Consider the following 17,854-nt stretch of genomic DNA (forward strand, 5'->3'; position numbering starts at 1 on the left):
CGGCCATCTTGGAACCGCGGCCAGTAAAATTACAGGTCGCCAGAATGCCGCTACGTCAGAGGTTGTCCAGCCCCGCTTGCCGGAATCAGGCGCAGGCAAGGAACGGACCGCGGGACGAGACAACGCCGTGGTGTTGGCGACAGACAGGGGACGGGCGCGTCAGCCGTTTGCCAGCCGCGTGCGGATGCGAATCGCCCGCCTCGCCGATGTAACGAGGCCGCCGATGACGATGGCCCAGAGAGCCACTTGCAGCACGGTTGCGGGCGATATCCAGGCGGCGCCGAGCGCGCCCAGGGCTGCGGCGACGGTCACGGCGGCCATGCGGTGCTGCTTGGCCATCGGCCCGCCATAGTCGGCCGATTGCCCGAGGGAGCCGCCGAAGGCGCGCAGGTAGGCGATGAACACCGCGATCGCCGCTGCCGCCCAGCCGAGCCAGGCGACGCCGGCCCCGATACCGACGCCCAAGAGGATCAGGACGTCTGCCGGGCGATCGGGCACCTCGTTCCAGAACGGGCCGGTGGGGGCGGCAAGGCCCGCCTCGATCGCCACCATGCCGTCGAAGAGGTTGCAGAGCAGCCGGAGCTGCACGCAGAGGCCCGCTGCAATGAGCGTCACCACCTGCAGCCATCCGGCCGTCACCGCCACCGCCGCGAAGAGGAGACCGGCGAGGGCCGCCGCGCCGACGCTCGCCGCCGAGATCTGGTTCGGGGTTACGCCCGAGGCGGCGAGGCGACGGGTGGCCGCCCGGGCCCAGCCCGTGTCACGGCTGCCGAGGGGGCGTCGGTTCGTCTGGTCGGTCATCGCGGCCTCGCCGGTTGAGATAGCTGTAGAGGAAGACGTAGCTGCCGGAGACGGCAAGGGGAACGGCGACCGTCGCCGCGATCTCGGGCGTGCCGGCCATGGCGTGGACCTTGAGGAGGAGCGCGGCCGAAAGGATGAATGCGACCGCGGCGGCAAGACTCCAGTGCGGCAGGTATCGCAGCAGGTGATCGGCTCCGGTCTTGAGCACGCCGGTCAGCGCCGCCGAAAGGCACCCTTGCACCGCCGCCGCCTGCAGCGCCTCGGGCATCGGGTGCATCCGGTTCGCGATCCAGGCCCATCCCCCCATCAGGAGCGCCCCGGCCACCATGTGCAGCCAGGTCTGCCGGGCGAGGGTGCGGATCAGGTCCACCAGTAGCGCGTCAGGTGGAAGAAGATCGGGGCCGAGAAGACGACCGAGTCGAGCCGGTCGATGAAGCCGCCGTGACCCTGGATCGTGTGCCCCCAGTCCTTCACGCCCCGGTCGCGTTTGATGGCCGACATGACGAGACCCCCGAAGAAGCCCATGAGCGCGATGACGAGTGCCATGACCCCGGCCTGCAGCGGGGTGAAGGGCGTGATCCAGTAGAGCATCGTGCCGATCGCGACGGCCGAGGCGACACCGCCAACGAACCCTTCCCAGGTCTTCGACGGCGACAGGCGCGGAGCGATCTTGTGACGCCCGAGGAGCTTGCCCCAGACGTATTGCAGCACGTCCGAGAGCTGCACCACGAGGATCAGGAAGGCGATGAGCAACACGCCGCGCCCTTCATAGCCCTCGATCTCCAGCGTGATGAGCGCGGGCACGTGGCTGGCGCAGAAGACACAGATCATCAGCGCCCACTGCAACTCGGCCACGCGGACGAGGAAGTTCTCCGTCTCCCCGCGTAGGGCCGAGATGATCGGGGCCAGGAGGAAGCAATAGACGGGGATGTAGATCGAGTAGATGCCGTATTCTCCGGCCCAGATCAGCCAGTACTGGAACGGGATCACGACGAAGAAGCCGATAGCGAGCGTCCAGTGGTCGGCGCGCCTCGCATTGGTCAGCGTCACGAACTCTCGGAGGGCGGCGAAGCTGCAGAGCGCGAAGAGGATGACGACGCCGGTGCGGCCGGCCAGGAAGGCGAGGCCGATCAGGATCGCCATGCCCCACCAGGCGCGGATGCGCGCCGTCAGGTTCTCGATCGCCTCGCTCTCGCCATTCGGGGAATAGCGTTTTTCGAGCACGGCCCCGACGACGCTCGCCAGGATGAGGAGGCCGGTGATCCAGCTGAGCAGGATGACGAGATCGGGGATCATGCCGCGTCCTCCGCGAGAGCCAGCAGGGCATCGCGCGTACGTGCGAGAAACGCGTCCTTATCGTCCCCGTCGAGCCGCTGGGGCGCGCCGAAGGTCACCTTGCAGAGGAGGGGGACGGGCACGACCTCTCCCTTGGGCATCACCCGGTTCAGGTTGTCGATCCAGACGGGCACGAAATCGGTCTCGGGCCGCGCCTTCGCCAGATGGTAGAGCCCGGTCTTGAACGGCAGGAGCCGCTCGTCGGTCAGGTTGCGCGTGCCCTCGGGGAAGAGGATGAGCGACGATCCGTCGTCGAGCGCCGCAGCCATCTGCTCGACCGGGGCCTCCTTCGGGCCGCCGCCCGTGCGGTCGATGAGGACAGCGTTGAAGACGTGGCGGCCGATGAAGCTCTTGAGTTTCGTCGCGAGCCAGTAGTCGGCCCCCGCGACGGGGCGCACGCGGTCGCGCAAGCGACGCGGCAGGACCGCCCAGATCAGGACGAAATCGCCGTTGCTCGCGTGGTTGGCGTAGTAGACGCGTCGGCCGGGCACGGGGTCGACCCCCTGCCAGTCGGCGCGCACGGCGGTGATGAAGCGTGCGAAAAGTTCGATCGCGCTCGCCATGAGGCGGGCGGCGACACGGGTGGCGGGCGAAGGGTCGTCGGTCGTCATGGGGCCGACCCTAGACCGGCGTTCGCGTCAGGAACAGGTCTCCGCGCCGAGGACGCCGGCGAACCCGGTGGCGGGCGTGCATTCGGGCTCGTCCGCTTCGGGCAGGAGTCTGCCGGCCGCGTCGATACGCGGCATCCGCGCGGAGCCTGCATCGTAGCGCTGCCAGAGGTTGCCGCGCAGGCCCGTCTCCTGCAGCAGGCCCCGCCGTTTCGCTTCGAAGTAGAAGCCGCGGGCGTACCACATCATCGCCTCGTGCTCGTCCCCGTCGGACACCATCCAGGCCCCGCGCAGGTAGCGGGTGGAATACTTCAGCGCCGTATCCGCATCGAGCAGTTGCGACGGGCTGCCCACCATTCCCATGTTGCGCGCGGTCGCCGGCAGGATCTGCATCATGCCCCAGTAGGGCCCGTTGCGCGCGCCAGCGCGGTAGTCGCTCTCGCGCTGGATGACCCGGTGCAGCAGGCTGCGCGGGATGTCGTAGTGATCGGCCCATTTGTTGACGAGTGCGCGGACAGCGGGTGTCTCGCCCGGGTAGAGCGCGGGCGCGTCCGGTGCCGTGGACTCCGGATCGGGCCCGGACGCGCAGGCGGCAAGAACGAAGACGAGCGGCAGCAGAAAGCGAAACATGGCGGATCCCCCGGAAATTTTTGCGCGCGCATAGCTCAGAAAAACGCGGAAGGGGAGTCCGCCCCCTGCGATCGGCAAAGCTCCGCGCTTGAACATGGTCGCGCCATGCGTCACCCCGGAAGCGTGAAACAGCTGTCCTACTGGATCCAGGGCCTGGCCCTGCGCGCGATGCTCTGGCTGGTGGCGCTTCTGCCGCTGGACCGGCGGCGCGCAGTCGTCGCCTGGGTAACTGAACGGACCGTGCGCCTGACGCCCCTGCGCCGGCGGATCACACGCAACCTCGATCACGTCTGGCCCGACCTGCCCGCGTCGGCGCGCGACCGCATCGTCGCGGGCGTGGGCCGCAACGTCGGACGGTCGCTGACGGGGATCTGGTTCAACGCCGACTTCGCCCGTGACGTGGCGGACATCCGCCCGGAGGGACCGGGATGGCAGGTGCTGCAGGAGGCCGAGGCGGAGGGCAGGGGGGCGATCGTCGTCTCGGGCCATTTCGGCCAATGGGAGGCGATCCGTCACGTGATGAAGCGTGCCGGCATGGAGGCGGGCGCGATCTATCGACCCAACAACAACCCTTATTACGAGCCGATCTTCCGCGCCGGCATCGACGTCGGGGGCCAGCCCATCATTCCCAAGGGCCGCGCCGGCTATCGCGTGATGATCGGCCATTTGCGCAAGGGGGGGTTCATGGCGCTTCTGCCCGATCAGCGCGTGAGCGACGGGGCGGTGCTTCCGTTTCTGGGCCGCGGCGCCAAGACGGCGCTGGCCGCGGCCGAGCTGGCGCTGCGTTACGATATCCCGCTCGTCCCCGCCTTCGCGCCCTGGGAAGACGGGCTGCGCGTCGTCTTCGAGGCTCCGATTCCGCCGAGCGACCCCGAGACGATGATGGCCGAGTTCAACGCGCGCCTCGGAGCCTGGGTGGAGCGGCATCCGTCGCAATGGCACTGGCTGCACCGGCGCTGGAAGATGTCGGCGCGGTCGCGCGCCCTCGAAAGTTGAAAGGGTCTGTTCGGTGTTCCTGAGCATCTTCGATATCTTCAAGCCGGGCATCGGGCCCTCTTCCTCGCACACGATGGGACCGATGGTGGCCGCCGCGCGCTTCCTCGACGCCTTGCGGGGCGGGGCGGAGCCGGAGCCGGGGGCGGGACCGCCCGCGCGCCTGACCGCGACGCTGCACGGCTCTCTCGCCTGGACGGGCAAGGGCCATGCGACCGACCGCGCGGTGATGCTGGGCCTTCTGGGTTTCGTGCCGGCGAAGGTCGATATGGATGCGGCCGAGGCGGCGCTCGCCGATCTGAAGGAGACGCGCCGCGTCACGCCCGGCGATCTGCCCGAGATGGCGTTCGACCCAGAGGCCGATGTCGTCTTCGACTGGGGGCCGCCGTTGCCGGGTCATGCGAACGGGCTCGTGCTGCGGGCCTTCGATGCGGGCGAGCGCCTGCATATGGAGGAGACATATTATTCGGTCGGCGGCGGTTTCGTCGTCACGTCACGCGAATTGAGCGACCCGCCGGACCTGCACGCGGCGAAGGCCGAGGCCGGGTTTCCCCATCCGTTCGGGTCAGCCGCAGAGATGCTGGAGATGGGTGCGGCCACGGGGCTGACCGTGGCCCAGATGAAGTGGCGCAACGAATGCGCGCTCCTGTCAGAGGCGGAGCTGCGCGCGAAGGTCGACGGTATCTGGACCGCGATGAACGCCTGCATCGATCGGGGCCTCTCGCAGGACGGCATCCTGCCCGGCGGGCTTTCGGTCAAGCGGCGGGCCAAGGCGATCCACGCGCAGCTTCGGGAGGAAGCGGGCAGGAACCTCGCGCAGCCGCACGTCGTGAACGACTGGCTTTCGGTCTATGCGATGGCCGTCAACGAGGAGAACGCGGCCGGCGGGGTCGTCGTCACCTCGCCCACGAACGGGGCGGCGGGCGTCGTGCCGGCCGTCATCCGCTACTACCGCGACCATTGCGTCGGCGCGACCGAGGAGGGTATTCGCACCTTCCTGCTGACGGCGGCGGCGATCGGCGGGCTCATCAAGCACAACGCCTCGATCTCGGGCGCGGAGGTCGGATGCCAGGGCGAGGTCGGCTCGGCGTCTGCGATGGCGGCGGCAGGGCTCTGTGCCGCGCTCGGGGGTACGAATGCACAGGTGGAGAACGCTGCCGAGATCGCGCTCGAACATCACCTCGGGATGACCTGCGACCCGGCCGCGGGGCTCGTGCAGGTGCCCTGCATCGAACGCAACGGTCTTGGCGCGATCAAGGCGGTCTCGGCCGCCTCGCTGTCGCTGCGGGGGGACGGGACGCATTTCATGCCGCTCGACAATTGCATCGAGGCGATGCGCCAGACCGGCCGCGACATGTCCGAGAAATACAAGGAGACGTCGCAGGGGGGGCTTGCCGTCAACCTGCCGGAGTGTTGAGGCGGCGCGGTCAGGCCGCGTCGTCCTCGGCTTCCCCGTCCCGGCTCTCGCGTGCCTTCAGCTCCTCCCAGAGGGCCTGATAGCGCGGCTCCTTCATCAGCTCCTCGAACTGATCGCGGTGCCACTCGACGCCTTTCTTGTGCAGCCTGCGCAGCTTGCGGTCGGCGCGCAGCACGGCGAGCGTCTCGGCGAAGCCGGGCGCACCGGCCTTCAGCGACTTGTCGCGTCCGCCCGACATGTTCCACTTGTCCCAGTATTCGAGGCCCAGATCCTCGTTGATATGGTTCGCCCGGCCACGGTTCTTCTTGAGGATGTAGCTTTCGAGCGAACGCAGCGGATAGTGATGCTGATAGGCGGCGTCCTGGCAGCCGTTCCACGGCATCGTCCAGGTCTTGCCCTTGTTCATCCGATCCGAGATGTCGTCGCCGGAGGGGGATTTCCAGACGATCCGATCCTGCCATTGCTCCTTCACGCGGGGGCGGTGCAGGCCGAAGTGATACATCGCCTCGGGCTTGCGGAACATTGTCTTCACGTCGCGCATCTTGCGCCCGCCCCGTTTCGGGACTTTCTCGCAGACGTGAAACTGCGCGGTCAGCGGCTTGTCCTTGAAGGCCTCCACCCCGCCGTTGCCGAAGATCTTCCAAGGAAAGCTCACCACGTCGGTCTCGGGCCCGAGATGGCGCATCAGGCCCTGGATCGTGCCGTCGTCGGCCTTGATGTTGATGAACTCGTCGACGTCCGCAATCAGGATCCAGCTCGCCTTGTGACGCAGCACATGGTCGCGCGCCCATTTGAGCGCCGACTTGTGCGGCCCGCGCTGGAGCACAGTGTTGACCTGATGGGTCAGCACGCCGCCCGCCGGCGTGATCTCCTCCAGACGATCGAGGATCGGATCGGTCGTGTCGTCGCAATCGTTGGTGAAGACGAGGAAGTCGGTGAAGCCGATGGCGCGGTGGTGGGCGACCCATTCGAGGATGTAGGGGGCCTCATTCTTCATCGTCGAGATGATGAGGAAGCGCTCGTCGCGGGGCCGCCCCCGCAGGGCGATCGTGTCGGGCAGGGTGAGCGACCAGAACTGGCCGTAATTCACGTATTCGGCCCCGTCGAGCCGCGCGGCGATGTCCATCACCGCTTCGCGGACCGGCCGGCCCATTTCCTTGCCCCAGTGCCAGCCGCCGCCCGCGATCACGCCGCCCGGACGGACGACGCGGCATGCGATCTCCAGATCGGCGAGGATGACGTCGTACTGCTTGTTTCCGTCGAGCCAGAGCCAGTCGAGGGACGCGTCCCGCTGCGCTTCGAGCGCCTCGGTCGAGGGCTGCCGGAGGATCTGCGCGTCGGGGAAGGCCTCCGTGACGGCGGCGTATTGCGCGTCGCGCGTCGGTTGATCGGCCTTGTAGGCGAAGGGCCGCGCGTCCTGATCCGCATTCTCGGCCCAGGGGTCGATCAGGAGGAGCGACGCCGGTGTCGCCACATCGACGAGCGCCCGGGTCGCACGCCCCTCATGGGTGCCTACTTCGGCCCCGCGCGCATCGCGGGGGAGGCTCTCGATGACCTTGAGGGCGTTCTTGCGCATCGGCTGCGGCATGGGTCAGGCCGAGAGGATCTTCTCGAGACGTTCGAGCTGGGCGCGGATCGCCTCCTCCGCCTCGGGGTGACGGGCGACCTTTCGCTTCGACATGATCCGCCGGAGCGCGCGCATTTTGCCATCGCGCGACATGGCCTCGATCCGGTCCGAGACAAGACCCGCCGACGACAGCGCGGCGAGCCAGTGACGCAGCATCTCCTCGTCGGTCGGCTGCTTGTCGCACCAGACCTGCTCGAAGAGCATCATGATGAAGTCGAGCACCGCGCGGGGCAGGTGCCGGCGGTCCTGCTTGAAGGGCGAATGGAAGACGTCGGTGACGATCTCGTAACTCGGCCAGTAGTGCAGATAGCCCTCGTCTCCGAGCTCCCGCATCAGCTCGTCGAGGGCCACGCGCAGAACCGACTTCGAGACCGAATTGGCCGAGATGCAGCTGACCGGCCGGAACGTCGCGATGAGCGGCACGGGCGACAGCGTGGTGATGATCTTGGCATCCGGGCGGTGCTTGCGGATCAGGCGATAGATCTCGCGAATATTGTCCTTGTTCTCCTCCACCGTCGTCACCCGGAACTTGTGACGTGACGGGTCGTAGGCATCCTGCGGGATGGAGCGCCAGAAGACGCCGCCCGTCACCTCGTCGTACCAGACCTCCGAGAGGCCGAAGGTCAGGATGAAGAGATCGGTCTTGGAGAAGATGTCGAGCGTCTGCTTGCGGATGGTTTCGTCGTAGCCGTAGCTCTCGGCCTCGTAGCCGTGCCAGAGGTCTTCCTCGAACTTCTTGCCCTCGAAGGCCCATTCGAACTGCTGCCGGATGACGAAGCTGTTCACCATGCCTTCGCCGCAGGTCACCACGTAGGCGTTCGATTCCTCGTCCTTCGTCAGGATGTTGTAGTTCCGCGCCGCCAGCCAGTTGGAGATATTGGCGGCGAAGCAGGAGCCGAAGGCGGTGATCTTCGTCTGCGGCGTCACCATGCGCTCCGCCGGCTCCCAGCCCTGCGTCACCCATTTCAGGGCGGCATCGGCCTCGGCCATCTTGGCGAAGTCGGGGTTGAAGTTCGTGTGCTCGCCCCGGAACCAGGTTCGGAACACGCCTTCCTTGCGGGTGTGCTGGAAGTTGAAGGTCTTGGCGGAGGTCGTCTTGTTCATGGGGCGAATGTCCTTGGGCGGAAAATCTCGGGCGCGCGATACCGTCGGAGGTGGTCCAAGCATCGGCCACAGGGGCCCTGCGGGTCAATCCTCGGGACGGGTCGTATCGGCCCGGCGGGCGTCATGGGTCTCTTCCGGTCGGTCACGGTTCGGGTGCCTTCGCCATGGCATCGAATTGCGGCGAAATTTGGCGCGCGGGTCGCGGAGCGGGATCAATCGTCCCGGCGCGCGCGCATCGTCTCGCCCGGGATGAAGGTCGGCACAAGTTCGACCCTGCGTTCGTCGCCGTCGAACGTGTGGTCGCCCGAGACGATCCGCGCCGCCACCTGCCCAGCCTCGCGCCGCCGGCTGTCGACGGTAGCGAGCTTGCGGGGAAGCCCGTCGAGCAGGGTGAAGGCGTTGAACCCGGCCAGGCCGAGCGCACCGCCCACGTCGAGTTGCTTCTCCAGCGCATAGAGAAGGCCGCCCGCGCCGGTGAGGTCGTTGGTGTAGAAGAGGAAGTCGAGATCCGGCGACCGCTCCAGCATGGCGCGCGTCATCTCGCGGCCCTTGGCGAAACCCGACCAGCCAGAATAGGCCATCTGGTCGGCCACGGCGATGCCGTTCTCGGCAAGCGCCCGTTCCAGCCCCTCGATCCGCTTCCTCGCCCGGTGATCGCCGTCCATCTTGGTCCCGAGCAGGCCGACGCGGCGGTAGCCGCGCGCGGCGATCTCGGTGCCCACGTGATAGCCCGCGCGCCAGTGGCTGATGCCGACGGCGGCGTCGATCGGCTCGCCGTCGACGTCCATCACCTCCACCACCGGGACGCCGCAGTTGGCGAGCATCGCGCGGCTCGCTTCGGTATGCTCGAGCCCCGCGATGATGACGCCCGAGGGCCGCCAGGACAGCATCTCGAAGAGCGTCTTCTCCTCCTTCGCGGGGTCGTAGTTCGTCGTGCCGATGACGGGCTGCAGTTCCGTGTCGGCGAGCACCTCGTCGACGCCGGCCATCACCTCCGGGAAGACGAGGTTCGACAGGCTCGGCACGATCACGGCGACGAGGTTGACGCGGTTGGAGGCCAGCGCCCCTGCGATCTTGTTGGGTACGTAGCCCAGCCGCTTGGCCGCTTCGATTACCTTCTGCCGGGTCTTGGCGCTGACGTCACCGCGGTTGCGCAGCACGCGGCTGACGGTCATCTCGCTCACCCCGGAGGCTTCGGAGACGTCGCGCAGCGTAAGGTGCTGATGGCGTGTGTTGCGACGTGTCAACGCGGACTCCGGAAGCTCGATATGCCCTGATAGCGCGCGACGGGGCAGGTGGACAAGCAATCGCGAAAGCGCCTAATTGCCGATGACGGCCCCGTGGCTCAACTGGATAGAGCAGCCCCCTCCTAAGGGGCAGGTTGCAGGTTCGAATCCTGCCGGGGTCGCCATTAAAGTCAATAAATGATGTTCGACATCCAAACGCTGACTTTTACGACAAAAGTCAGGTTTTGATTTCGACCCGATCTTCGGTCTCTGAGGCCGGGCGAACTCATTTGCCTGTCAAGACTTCCAATGCCCTCAAGGATGTTCTTGGTTCGTCTCATCGGGTCCGGACCCCGTCACCGACGCCATGCTCGCCCACCCTGTCCCGGGTCGGTCGGGCGGCGTCCCTCACGGGAGTCCATCCATGCCACGCACACCCTCTCCAAAATACACCACCGTTCCCTTCCTCGATCTGTTCTGGCCCGCCGAGACGGGCTCGGCGGATGCGGTCGCGGATCGTCTGATCCGTCACGCCAAGGCGCTGAAGGCCGCGCGCCTCCCGGATTACGACCTCGACGAGGCGTGGATCGAACTGGACCGACGAACGCAGAAGCGGATCTGGGCCTGCGCTCATCGTTACGTCGAGTGCCGCGACGCGGACCCGCGCGCGGCCGATACCCTGGATCGCAAGGATCGTAAGGCTCTGGAGCGGGTCCGCGACGGCGTCCGCCTCGTCGCGATCCACTCGGAGCATCGCGCCGACGAGATCGCGTCGGAGCTTCATTTCGCGATGCCCTGGATGGCCGAGGCCACGGAACGGGTCTGGCATGGGATGCGCACCTCCGTCCGGGAGGGCGCCCCGGGTCTTCGCTTGCCGCCAGTATTGCTTGTGGGCCCACCCGGCGTCGGCAAGAGCCATTGGGCACGCCGGCTCGCCGAGCTGATCGACACCCCAGCGGTACTGATCGATGCCACGGGCGAGAGCGCTTCCTTCGGCGTGGTTGGCTGCCAACGCGGGTGGGGTACTGCGAGAGCCGGAAGGCCCGTTGAACAGATCATCGCGCACCGCATCGGCAATCCAACGGTTATCATCGACGAGATCGAGAAGGCGGGCCGTCCCACCTCTCGCGGCGGGCGGGCATGGTCCCTGCCGGAAGCGCTGCTCCCGTTGCTGGAACGCTCCACGGCACGAACATGGTCCTGCCCGTTCTACCGCGTCACCATGGACATGTCGTGGATCGGCTGGGTGCTCACGGCGAACGATCTCGACGGTCTGCCGGAGCCGCTTCTCAGCCGGGTCGCGCCGATCCGCATTCCACCTCTCACGAACTCCCAGCTGATCGAGTTCGCCCGACAGCAGGTCGCGGCGGCGGGACTGGACGACGCGTTGGTCGATGGCATCGCCGAGACGATCGAGATGGCTTCGGCTCATCGCCGCCCCTCCCTGCGCACCATTATTCGCATGGTCGAAAGTGCCCGCACCGTCCTTCACTCCCCGGTGCTGCACTGACGGATCGGTCGAAGCGCTTCCGTCCCAATCACCCAAACGTCGCCGATACCACCGATCATGCTGAAGCGACCTCATGTGGTGCTTGGTCCGATCGATCTGGGGTCGAGCGGCTAACCCTCAAGGAGTCTCATGATGGCACGCATCACCCGCGCCGAGGCCTACACCCGCATCAGCCGCGCCATCGCAGCGATCGATGCGGGCCCAACCGACGCCGATCTACGCGACGCGCCGATCCTCCAGAACTGGATGATCGACGACGAACCCGTCAGAGGCCTCCATCTCATCGGCTGCGTCAGCGGTCACCCTACGCCGCCGGAGGGCGAAAGCATCTATACTTCCGCTCTGTTGGCTCTGGATCCCGCAGGGCGGTGGGCTCGCTGCCTCAATCGGTGGTACCGGCTCGAAAAGGCGATTCCACTATATACGGAAGCCAACGTACGCCGAATGTCCGAACTCGTCGACGAGAGGCTGAAGCGGATCCGCGAGCAACTGCCGTTGCTGAAGTAGACCGCAAGGCATGATGCCGCCAATCCGAAGTGCCGCTCTTTCCCTTGGCAGGGAGCGGAGAATACTTGGTCGTCTCGTGCCTACGCCACTCCGCTTCTTATCCCAGCCTCCGGACGGGTCGGACGCGAGCCCTGGGAGGAATGTGTGTTCGGGCGTTTGATCCAGGACATCCGTTTGCGGTCGTTCCAAGACGTCGGCAGAATGGACTGACCGACTTGAAAGAATACGACAAGACGGTCCTCGGGGGAGAGGAGAATGGACGAAGACGACTACTGGGTGAACGAGATCGGCGGAGCGGACCAAGCTCTGTCGAGCCGCACGCTCTCGTGTTCTCTCGTCGAGTCTTTCGCGCCGTGGGGGCCGGACGAACGCGACGGGGGTATCCCGCCAACCCTGCTCTCCTGCACTCCGAAGGGGCATTTTCTCTACGCGATCCTGGATGCAGCCAAGGTCCCTGGTCTGACGGACGTGCTTGCGATCTCCGATCTCGACTACCGCTGCCTCTACAAAGGAGACGAGCTGGCCGAGGTCGCCCCTTGGATCGTCCGCCTAGAGGGGGACGGCTCCTTCCTGACGAAGCTCTTCACCGACGCCGGAGACGCGGACAGGCCATGGGCGATGTGGGGGCGCGAGCCGGGCATTCTGCTGACCTCAGATGCTCCGATCGACGTCTTGCATCGCCACTTTCGGAAGATGGCCGTTTTCCCGGACAGCGGACCGGACAAGGTCTTCATGCGCTTCCATGATCCGGCCGTTGCATACACGGTCCTCGACTATGTGTCAGACAAACCGGCCGACGCGGCGGCGTGGTTCGTGCTCGACGGGGGCTTCAGAATATCGTCCGTGTTTACGCGCCGCAGGAAGAAGGGTGAGCTGTGGGACTTTCAGATCGACCATAGCGCGATCGGGCCATCGGACGTTCCCCGAGGCCGGAGATGGGGTCGTCAGTACCGCGCCTACGCCCGCGATGAGAGGGAGCTGCTCAGTTCGATAAGGATGATATCGGCCCTCCGTAAGGATGCTCCCCCTTCGTGGCTGCCAAGCGACGACCGCACGCTTCTGTTCTACGTTCAGAACGCACGTCGGGCCGCACGGGAGATGGGCCTCACCGAACAAGCGCTCCTTCGGAAGTTCGTCTATGTCGGGTCGATCTGCGCTCCCTTCTTCTGGCGTGAGTCGCAGACGCGGGCTTATCTTGTCGACGACAGAGGTGATCCGAACGCCCGGTTCGCGGACTTCTATGCCCTCTTCAAACGCGACGCCGAACGCGCGAATGTCCCTTGGACGCTACCCGAGGACTAGATGGCCGGCTTCTTCGACAACCTGTTCGCTCCCAACCCGGAGCATTGCCCCGCTCCCCCGGTCGAGCTGCCGGCGGAGATCCAGGACCTCCTTCCCGATCTTCCGCCACCTCCTCCGCCCGAGCCCGAACCGCCTTCGCGCGCAGACTTGATCGCGGCCGCAGCTGCAATCGCGGCTACGATCACGCAAGCAATCAAGGATGACGACGAGTGTGAGCATTGCGAGAACTGCCTCGCCGTCCAAGGCGGGACCGGTGGCATTCCACCTCGCATGCCCTACCCCGACACGCGCACGAACCGCGTTGGATATGAGTATCAGCATCACGTCGTGAACTGGTTCTACCACGATCGCACCAACCGGATCATCATGGAATGGCAGGTCGGCCCGACCTGGTTCGACGGTCTCGATCCGAAAGAGGGAATGAGTCTCGCGACCCGTGCTATCGCTCGAAGCGAGTACGATCCTGGCCTGACGAGCTACTGCTACCTGATCGATACAAAGTACGGCTACGACAGCTGGATGCGATACGATGTCGACGAGGAACAATTTACGTTTCTGAAGCCGTCCTTCCTTATGGAAAATCTTTTGGAAGAAGTGAATCGCCAAGCTGTAGCGGCAGGGCCGCTTTATCCCAACGTTGCAGTTGTGTGGGTCTGTAGCCAGCGCCATGTTAGGCAGTTCTTCGATGAGGAGGTCATAAGCCACCGTAAACCTCAGTTTAGAACGGTCTATTATCCATACACCGCCCTGGAGGACCGAACCTGATGCTGATCAGAAGATCCCCCTCCATCCAAGCCTACCTGACCTCCAATAAGGATACTTATGGGGCTGGTTGGGTTCGCTTTGGTGCTATCCTTGGAAGCATCTGTGCCAATGACCAGTTCCTCTGTGGATGGCGAGTACATCGGTCAGAAGCAGAAGGGCCGTCAAACGAGGGTATCGATCCAGTAGAATCCCCACTGGAAGCAATGAAGTTCTACCTATCACAGGGATTAGGGAGGGATGGCATTTATTCCGCCGCGGCTTCTCGTTGGATCGATGGAAATTTCATGGCGCGACATGCTAGTTTTAATTGGGGGGCAGGCAAGACTGACCGTTTTTCTTTGCGAGTTGAAAAACCTGACCTTCAGCCGGAGATAACCATCGATCGGTTCCTCAAGCTCATAGATCTTGTCCTAGACTGGCAACCTGGAGCCCACATTTGGTGTGGCGACAGGAAATACGTGAACGACGGGTTGAACCTCTTCGCCCCTGATCGGGTGCCTGCACCTTGGATCAGTTGGACTGATAGAAAGGTTCCTCAGGAGGCAATTCCGTCGGCCTTTGATGTCCGACCATCGCGCGGCGGAACGCTGATCGTCACCACGCAGGACTATTGGAACGTCACCGGTGGCGAGGCGTACATCGAAAGAGCACATCAGGTCGAAGCTGAAATGAATGAGGCAGGGGTGCTGCCGCGTATCATCGATATGCAATAGTCTAGCACGTGAAGCACCTAAATTCTTGTGATGCTGAATGTCGCGAAATTATATCACGCCGGCTTCTTGCTTCCTTCGCTCATAACTGCGACGAATTCATGAAACCGTCTATATGTAGAACTTGAACGGTTGCGGTGCATCAGATCGAACCGAGCCCATCACGAGGATGTCTCCAACCATCCGCGCAAAGCGGATCGTGACGGGTAATCCGTCGTTGAAGTTGCACGAGTTGTAGTTGATCTTCGTCAGCCCGAGTATGTCAGTGAGTACGGTCTTCATGGAGGGCCGTGTATATTTCGAACGAAGGATCGTCACCGATAGAGGGTTCGGCGTTTCCGGGCCGATGTACGTGTCCAGCTGCGGAACGTATCCACTCGACCACAAGAACGCATTGCGCTCGTCGATGAGGAGCGCTGTTCCGCGGATCACCGGATAGTCGCCCATTCGAAAGAGTTTGGTATCCCCGTTTGTGGTTCGAATCCGTATGCCAACCACATTCGTTCCGGGCGGCGCAGCTTCGCAGAATGCCGCCCATTCCTCATCCTTGAACGATGCTTGGCCGTGGATGAAGAGTTCTCTCGGGGCACGGCCGTGAATGCGCTCGTATTCCTCAATCACGGTCCTGAGAAGTTCCTTTGCCGCCCCCGCGTCGAGATGATACTCGTGCTCGTCCGTCTGCCAGGGCCCATTCGCTCCGCGGAAGACCACGCCATCACCCTCACCTAGGAACATCTGGGCGGCGCAGCAGACGTGGTCCTCGGTACTGCCAGGCAGGTTCTTGTACACCATCCCGATGTAGCAGACGCCGTCGCGGACATCCGACAGCCGCCATGGAGGCTTTGCCTGCGTCTCTTGTAGTAGAGACCGGTAGCCAGGTTCCAAGCGACCGTTGCCGGGTCCTGCGTCGTCCGTTTCGGCCTTCCGCCGGCATCGGGAAACGCAGAGGGCTCGAGCGTCGACTCCCGAAGGATCTGCGATGGGGCGACCGAGAGGAGCTTCGCCTTGATGTGGCGACGGAAATCGGGGGCGTCGTCGAAGACGTCCTCGATCCGCGGGTCGAAGGTCTCGTCGAGAAAGAGCGACGCCTGCTTCGAGCGCGACCTTTGGCGCTTTCGCGCCTTGCCTGGGATCAACTCCAACCCTTGCCTTTTTGACTCGGGGCGGCAGCGCTCGAAGACGATATCGGGGACCACGAAGGCCCACATGGCGATCGAGGCCTCCTCGTTTCGAAGGAAACGATCGACCCGGCGGGTGTAGATGTCCGCCACCTTGGCCACGGCCTCGTGGATGTTTTCTTGCCGCGTCGCGCGATCGATCTCGTCGCCATCGACTTCCAAGAAGCTGCAATCTTCAAGGTCGATATCGATGCCGAACGTTTCGCGCAAACCTGCGAACTCCGTCAGGTGGAGACGGTCCACCTTGTCCCGCGGACCTCGAGGCGGGACTGGGATGCGCCCACGAATATTCTCTACCCAGGCACGGAGGTACTTGATGCCATCTTTCGTGCCCACAATGCCGATACGGACGTCCTGAACCTTGCGCGGCGCGCGGAAGGGTCCGTGAAGGAAGAGGCCATCCTTTGGATGATGGCTCTGCTGCACAAAACGAAAATCGAGCTCAGGCTCGTCAAGATGCTCGACCGACAGGCTGCGCTCCACGAACTTCATTGAACGGCAGGCTCCTCACCCTGTTCATCCCCGTCATCCAAATCGGGACGACCAAGTGTGGACGTGTCCTCTTCTTCTCCGTCAGGATCCGCGACGTCTGGCATCTCCGTGGTGACGGGCGAAGTGAAGAGAAGCGGCTCGCCCGAAAGCAACATGTCCCGGCCGGGCGCGAGTGCGATCCGGATGAATGCCGAGTCCCCAGACATGATCTCGAGGAAGGCCCGAAGGCGTCCGTGCCATTGCGGGTTCCGCCACCCCTTGCATCCCGAACGCCGCAGTCGGTGCATCTTCTTCTTGTCGTCGATCGGTTGACCTTCCGGCGTACCGTTGTCCTTCGCGAACAGGACACGCGCCTTCATCCGGAAGTGCCAGAACGGCCAGTCCTTGGGGATCGCCGTCACACCGTAGGTCCAGACATGCCCACGCGCGATGTTGCGGAGCATGGAAGATCGTCGTCCGTCCTGGCCGCCCCATTTCACCTTATGGCCTATCGGAGTTTGATCGGATGAGGGGTGGAAGCCGTGTCCGCCCGAATAGGCGTAACGCATCATGCCAAGGCCTGTGCAATGCCGCTCCCATGCGTTTCGGAGAAGGCCCGTGACGACGTTGGACGCGTCGCGCCGATGTAGGCCAAGCTGTGGAACACCATCGTCGGAGATGTCGGCGACCGAGACGGATGCAACCAAGCGGAGCCTTCCCACCCCTTCGAACGCCTCTTGAACATCATGAGGCTCTGCAAAGGCGACGATACCTTGTCCGTGTTCCCTCGCGGGGAAGGGAAACATCTCGATCTTCCGGCGGAACGCACCGCTGATCGCGCCGGACGCTTCGTAGAAGTGTAGTTCGTCAGGCAACTCCAGCACCTGGACCCAGTTCGAGATCAGGCGTTCCGGCTCGTGGATGAGCCGCTTCGCCTTCCTCTGACGGAACGCCTTCCACTCCGGAGATACCTCAGGCCCGTCGTCTCGTTTCGGAATGCCTTGGCGTCGAAGGGAGGCCGTCAGACGCAACAGACCGTCGGCCCATCCTTTCGAGAAGTCGGCGGCTTTCGCATCCCGCGCGACATCGAGCTTGACGCCGGCCGCGATCCTCAAAGGGATGACGAAGCGCTCGTCTTCGAGGGCAGCGCCCATCTCGACCGCCTTCTCGACGAGATCCATGACCCCATCATCTTGGTTCGTGACGCTGTCCGTCACCACGAGGACCTTTGCTGCCCTATGCTCGAGAGCACGGCGGACAGACTTCCGGTGCCGGGTGCCAGGTTCGAGCGTCATGATCTCCGAAAACACTTGGAAGCCTTGCGCCTCCAACTTCGGGCCGAGCCACATGATGAAGTCGTCATGCGAGGGTCGGCTACCAATCAGGAACAAAACGTCGCGAGCGGTATCCTCCTCATCGATAGCATCCTTCCCGGCTCTCGGCAGCAACTGTCGGAGAGGCTTGGGTGGTTCGAGTCTACTGTCACGCTCATCAAGCGTCTCGTTTACGAGGCGCTTGAAGGCAGCGCCGCTAGGAACGCTGAATAGAGATGTGAGGTGCTCCCTGGAAATTGGACGCTGACGGGAGCTACGATCTGAGGTCATCTTGGTCTTCGAGAAGGAGACGGACGAGATGGCGAAGAGGAAGCGGCACGCGGCCGCGTTCAAGGC

18 protein-coding genes and 1 tRNA gene are annotated in these 17,854 nt (G+C 64.4%); 8 read left to right on the top strand and 11 right to left on the bottom strand.

Features of this window, described 5'->3' with window-relative positions:
- Positions 1 to 159 precede the first annotated feature (159 nt).
- The 5 genes from HSX43_RS15870 to HSX43_RS15890 are packed head-to-tail and all read right to left on the bottom strand — an operon-like array spanning position 160 to position 3,374.
- The gene (locus tag HSX43_RS15870) at positions 160 to 801 is read right to left on the bottom strand and encodes a CDP-alcohol phosphatidyltransferase family protein (protein ID WP_179381115.1); all 642 of its coding nucleotides are present in this window, start codon (positions 799 to 801) and stop codon (positions 160 to 162) included.
- Complete coding sequence (locus tag HSX43_RS15875; protein WP_179381116.1) at positions 761 to 1,171, bottom strand: hypothetical protein; 411 nt, start codon at positions 1,169 to 1,171, stop codon at positions 761 to 763. The genes HSX43_RS15870 and HSX43_RS15875 overlap by 41 nt, the downstream gene beginning before the upstream one ends.
- The gene (locus HSX43_RS15880; protein WP_179381117.1) at positions 1,162 to 2,097 is read right to left on the bottom strand and encodes a phosphatidate cytidylyltransferase; all 936 of its coding nucleotides are present in this window, start codon (positions 2,095 to 2,097) and stop codon (positions 1,162 to 1,164) included. The genes HSX43_RS15875 and HSX43_RS15880 overlap by 10 nt, the downstream gene beginning before the upstream one ends.
- The gene (locus HSX43_RS15885) at positions 2,094 to 2,747 is read right to left on the bottom strand and encodes a lysophospholipid acyltransferase family protein (protein WP_179381118.1); all 654 of its coding nucleotides are present in this window, start codon (positions 2,745 to 2,747) and stop codon (positions 2,094 to 2,096) included. Before HSX43_RS15885 ends, HSX43_RS15880 begins: the two co-directional genes overlap by 4 nt.
- Before the next feature lie 27 nt (positions 2,748 to 2,774).
- Positions 2,775 to 3,374 carry a transglycosylase SLT domain-containing protein gene (locus tag HSX43_RS15890; RefSeq protein ID WP_179381119.1) on the bottom strand — a complete coding sequence of 200 codons (600 nt, stop codon included), beginning with the start codon at positions 3,372 to 3,374 and terminating at the stop codon, positions 2,775 to 2,777.
- Positions 3,375 to 3,497: 123 nt separating this feature from the next.
- On the opposite strand from HSX43_RS15890, the gene HSX43_RS15895 reads away from it, so the two are divergent.
- Together HSX43_RS15895 and HSX43_RS15900 are read left to right on the top strand one after the other, a co-directional pair.
- Positions 3,498 to 4,370, top strand: a complete 873-nt coding sequence (locus HSX43_RS15895; protein ID WP_179381120.1) for a lysophospholipid acyltransferase family protein — start codon at positions 3,498 to 3,500, stop codon at positions 4,368 to 4,370.
- Between the two features lie 13 nt (positions 4,371 to 4,383).
- On the top strand, positions 4,384 to 5,784 hold the full coding sequence (locus HSX43_RS15900; RefSeq protein ID WP_179381121.1) for an L-serine ammonia-lyase: 1,401 nt from the start codon (positions 4,384 to 4,386) through the stop codon (positions 5,782 to 5,784).
- 10 nt (positions 5,785 to 5,794) lie between these two features.
- Here HSX43_RS15900 and HSX43_RS15905 read toward each other — a convergent pair whose 3' ends face one another.
- The 3 genes from HSX43_RS15905 to HSX43_RS15915 all read right to left on the bottom strand — a co-directional run bounded on the left by HSX43_RS15905 (position 5,795) and on the right by HSX43_RS15915 (position 9,762).
- Positions 5,795 to 7,372, bottom strand: a complete 1,578-nt coding sequence (locus HSX43_RS15905) for a glycosyltransferase family 2 protein (protein ID WP_179381122.1) — start codon at positions 7,370 to 7,372, stop codon at positions 5,795 to 5,797.
- Between the two features lie 3 nt (positions 7,373 to 7,375).
- Positions 7,376 to 8,515, bottom strand: coding sequence for a GSCFA domain-containing protein (locus HSX43_RS15910; RefSeq protein WP_179381123.1), 1,140 nt, complete (start codon positions 8,513 to 8,515; stop codon positions 7,376 to 7,378).
- A gap of 212 nt (positions 8,516 to 8,727) precedes the next feature.
- Positions 8,728 to 9,762: a LacI family DNA-binding transcriptional regulator gene (locus tag HSX43_RS15915; RefSeq protein ID WP_235962697.1), complete on the bottom strand. Its 1,035-nt coding sequence runs from the start codon at positions 9,760 to 9,762 to the stop codon at positions 8,728 to 8,730.
- An 87-nt stretch (positions 9,763 to 9,849) separates the two neighbouring features.
- Here HSX43_RS15915 and HSX43_RS15920 point away from each other — a divergent pair.
- The 6 genes from HSX43_RS15920 to HSX43_RS15945 all read left to right on the top strand — a co-directional run bounded on the left by HSX43_RS15920 (position 9,850) and on the right by HSX43_RS15945 (position 14,538).
- A tRNA-Arg gene (locus HSX43_RS15920) sits at positions 9,850 to 9,926 on the top strand.
- Positions 9,927 to 10,165: 239 nt separating this feature from the next.
- Entirely contained in the window at positions 10,166 to 11,251 is a 1,086-nt protein-coding gene (locus HSX43_RS15925; RefSeq protein WP_179381124.1) for an AAA family ATPase, read from the top strand.
- Between the two features lie 132 nt (positions 11,252 to 11,383).
- On the top strand, positions 11,384 to 11,758 hold the full coding sequence (locus HSX43_RS15930) for a DUF6634 family protein (RefSeq protein ID WP_179381125.1): 375 nt from the start codon (positions 11,384 to 11,386) through the stop codon (positions 11,756 to 11,758).
- A 255-nt stretch (positions 11,759 to 12,013) separates the two neighbouring features.
- Entirely contained in the window at positions 12,014 to 13,060 is a 1,047-nt protein-coding gene (locus HSX43_RS15935; protein ID WP_179381126.1) for a DUF4123 domain-containing protein, read from the top strand.
- Entirely contained in the window at positions 13,061 to 13,825 is a 765-nt protein-coding gene (locus HSX43_RS15940) for a hypothetical protein (protein ID WP_179381127.1), read from the top strand.
- Positions 13,825 to 14,538 (top strand): hypothetical protein, encoded by a 714-nt coding sequence (locus HSX43_RS15945; RefSeq protein WP_179381128.1) that lies wholly within the window; start codon positions 13,825 to 13,827, stop codon positions 14,536 to 14,538. The genes HSX43_RS15940 and HSX43_RS15945 overlap by 1 nt, the downstream gene beginning before the upstream one ends.
- Positions 14,539 to 14,646: 108 nt before the next feature.
- Here the strand turns inward: HSX43_RS15945 and HSX43_RS19495 are convergent, their stop codons facing one another.
- From HSX43_RS19495 to HSX43_RS15955, 3 genes are all read right to left on the bottom strand, one after another.
- The gene (locus HSX43_RS19495; protein WP_208454634.1) at positions 14,647 to 15,270 is read right to left on the bottom strand and encodes an argonaute/piwi family protein; all 624 of its coding nucleotides are present in this window, start codon (positions 15,268 to 15,270) and stop codon (positions 14,647 to 14,649) included.
- A complete protein-coding gene (locus HSX43_RS19500; RefSeq protein ID WP_208454635.1) occupies positions 15,261 to 16,205 on the bottom strand; it encodes a hypothetical protein in 945 nt (314 codons plus the stop codon). The genes HSX43_RS19495 and HSX43_RS19500 overlap by 10 nt, the downstream gene beginning before the upstream one ends.
- On the bottom strand, positions 16,202 to 17,854 hold a 1,653-nt coding region (locus HSX43_RS15955), incomplete at its 5' end, for a toll/interleukin-1 receptor domain-containing protein (RefSeq protein WP_208454636.1). The genes HSX43_RS15955 and HSX43_RS19500, both read right to left, overlap by 4 nt.

Origin of the sequence: Jannaschia marina (assembly GCF_013404595.1) — a bacterium.
Classification (GTDB): domain Bacteria; phylum Pseudomonadota; class Alphaproteobacteria; order Rhodobacterales; family Rhodobacteraceae; genus Jannaschia; species Jannaschia marina.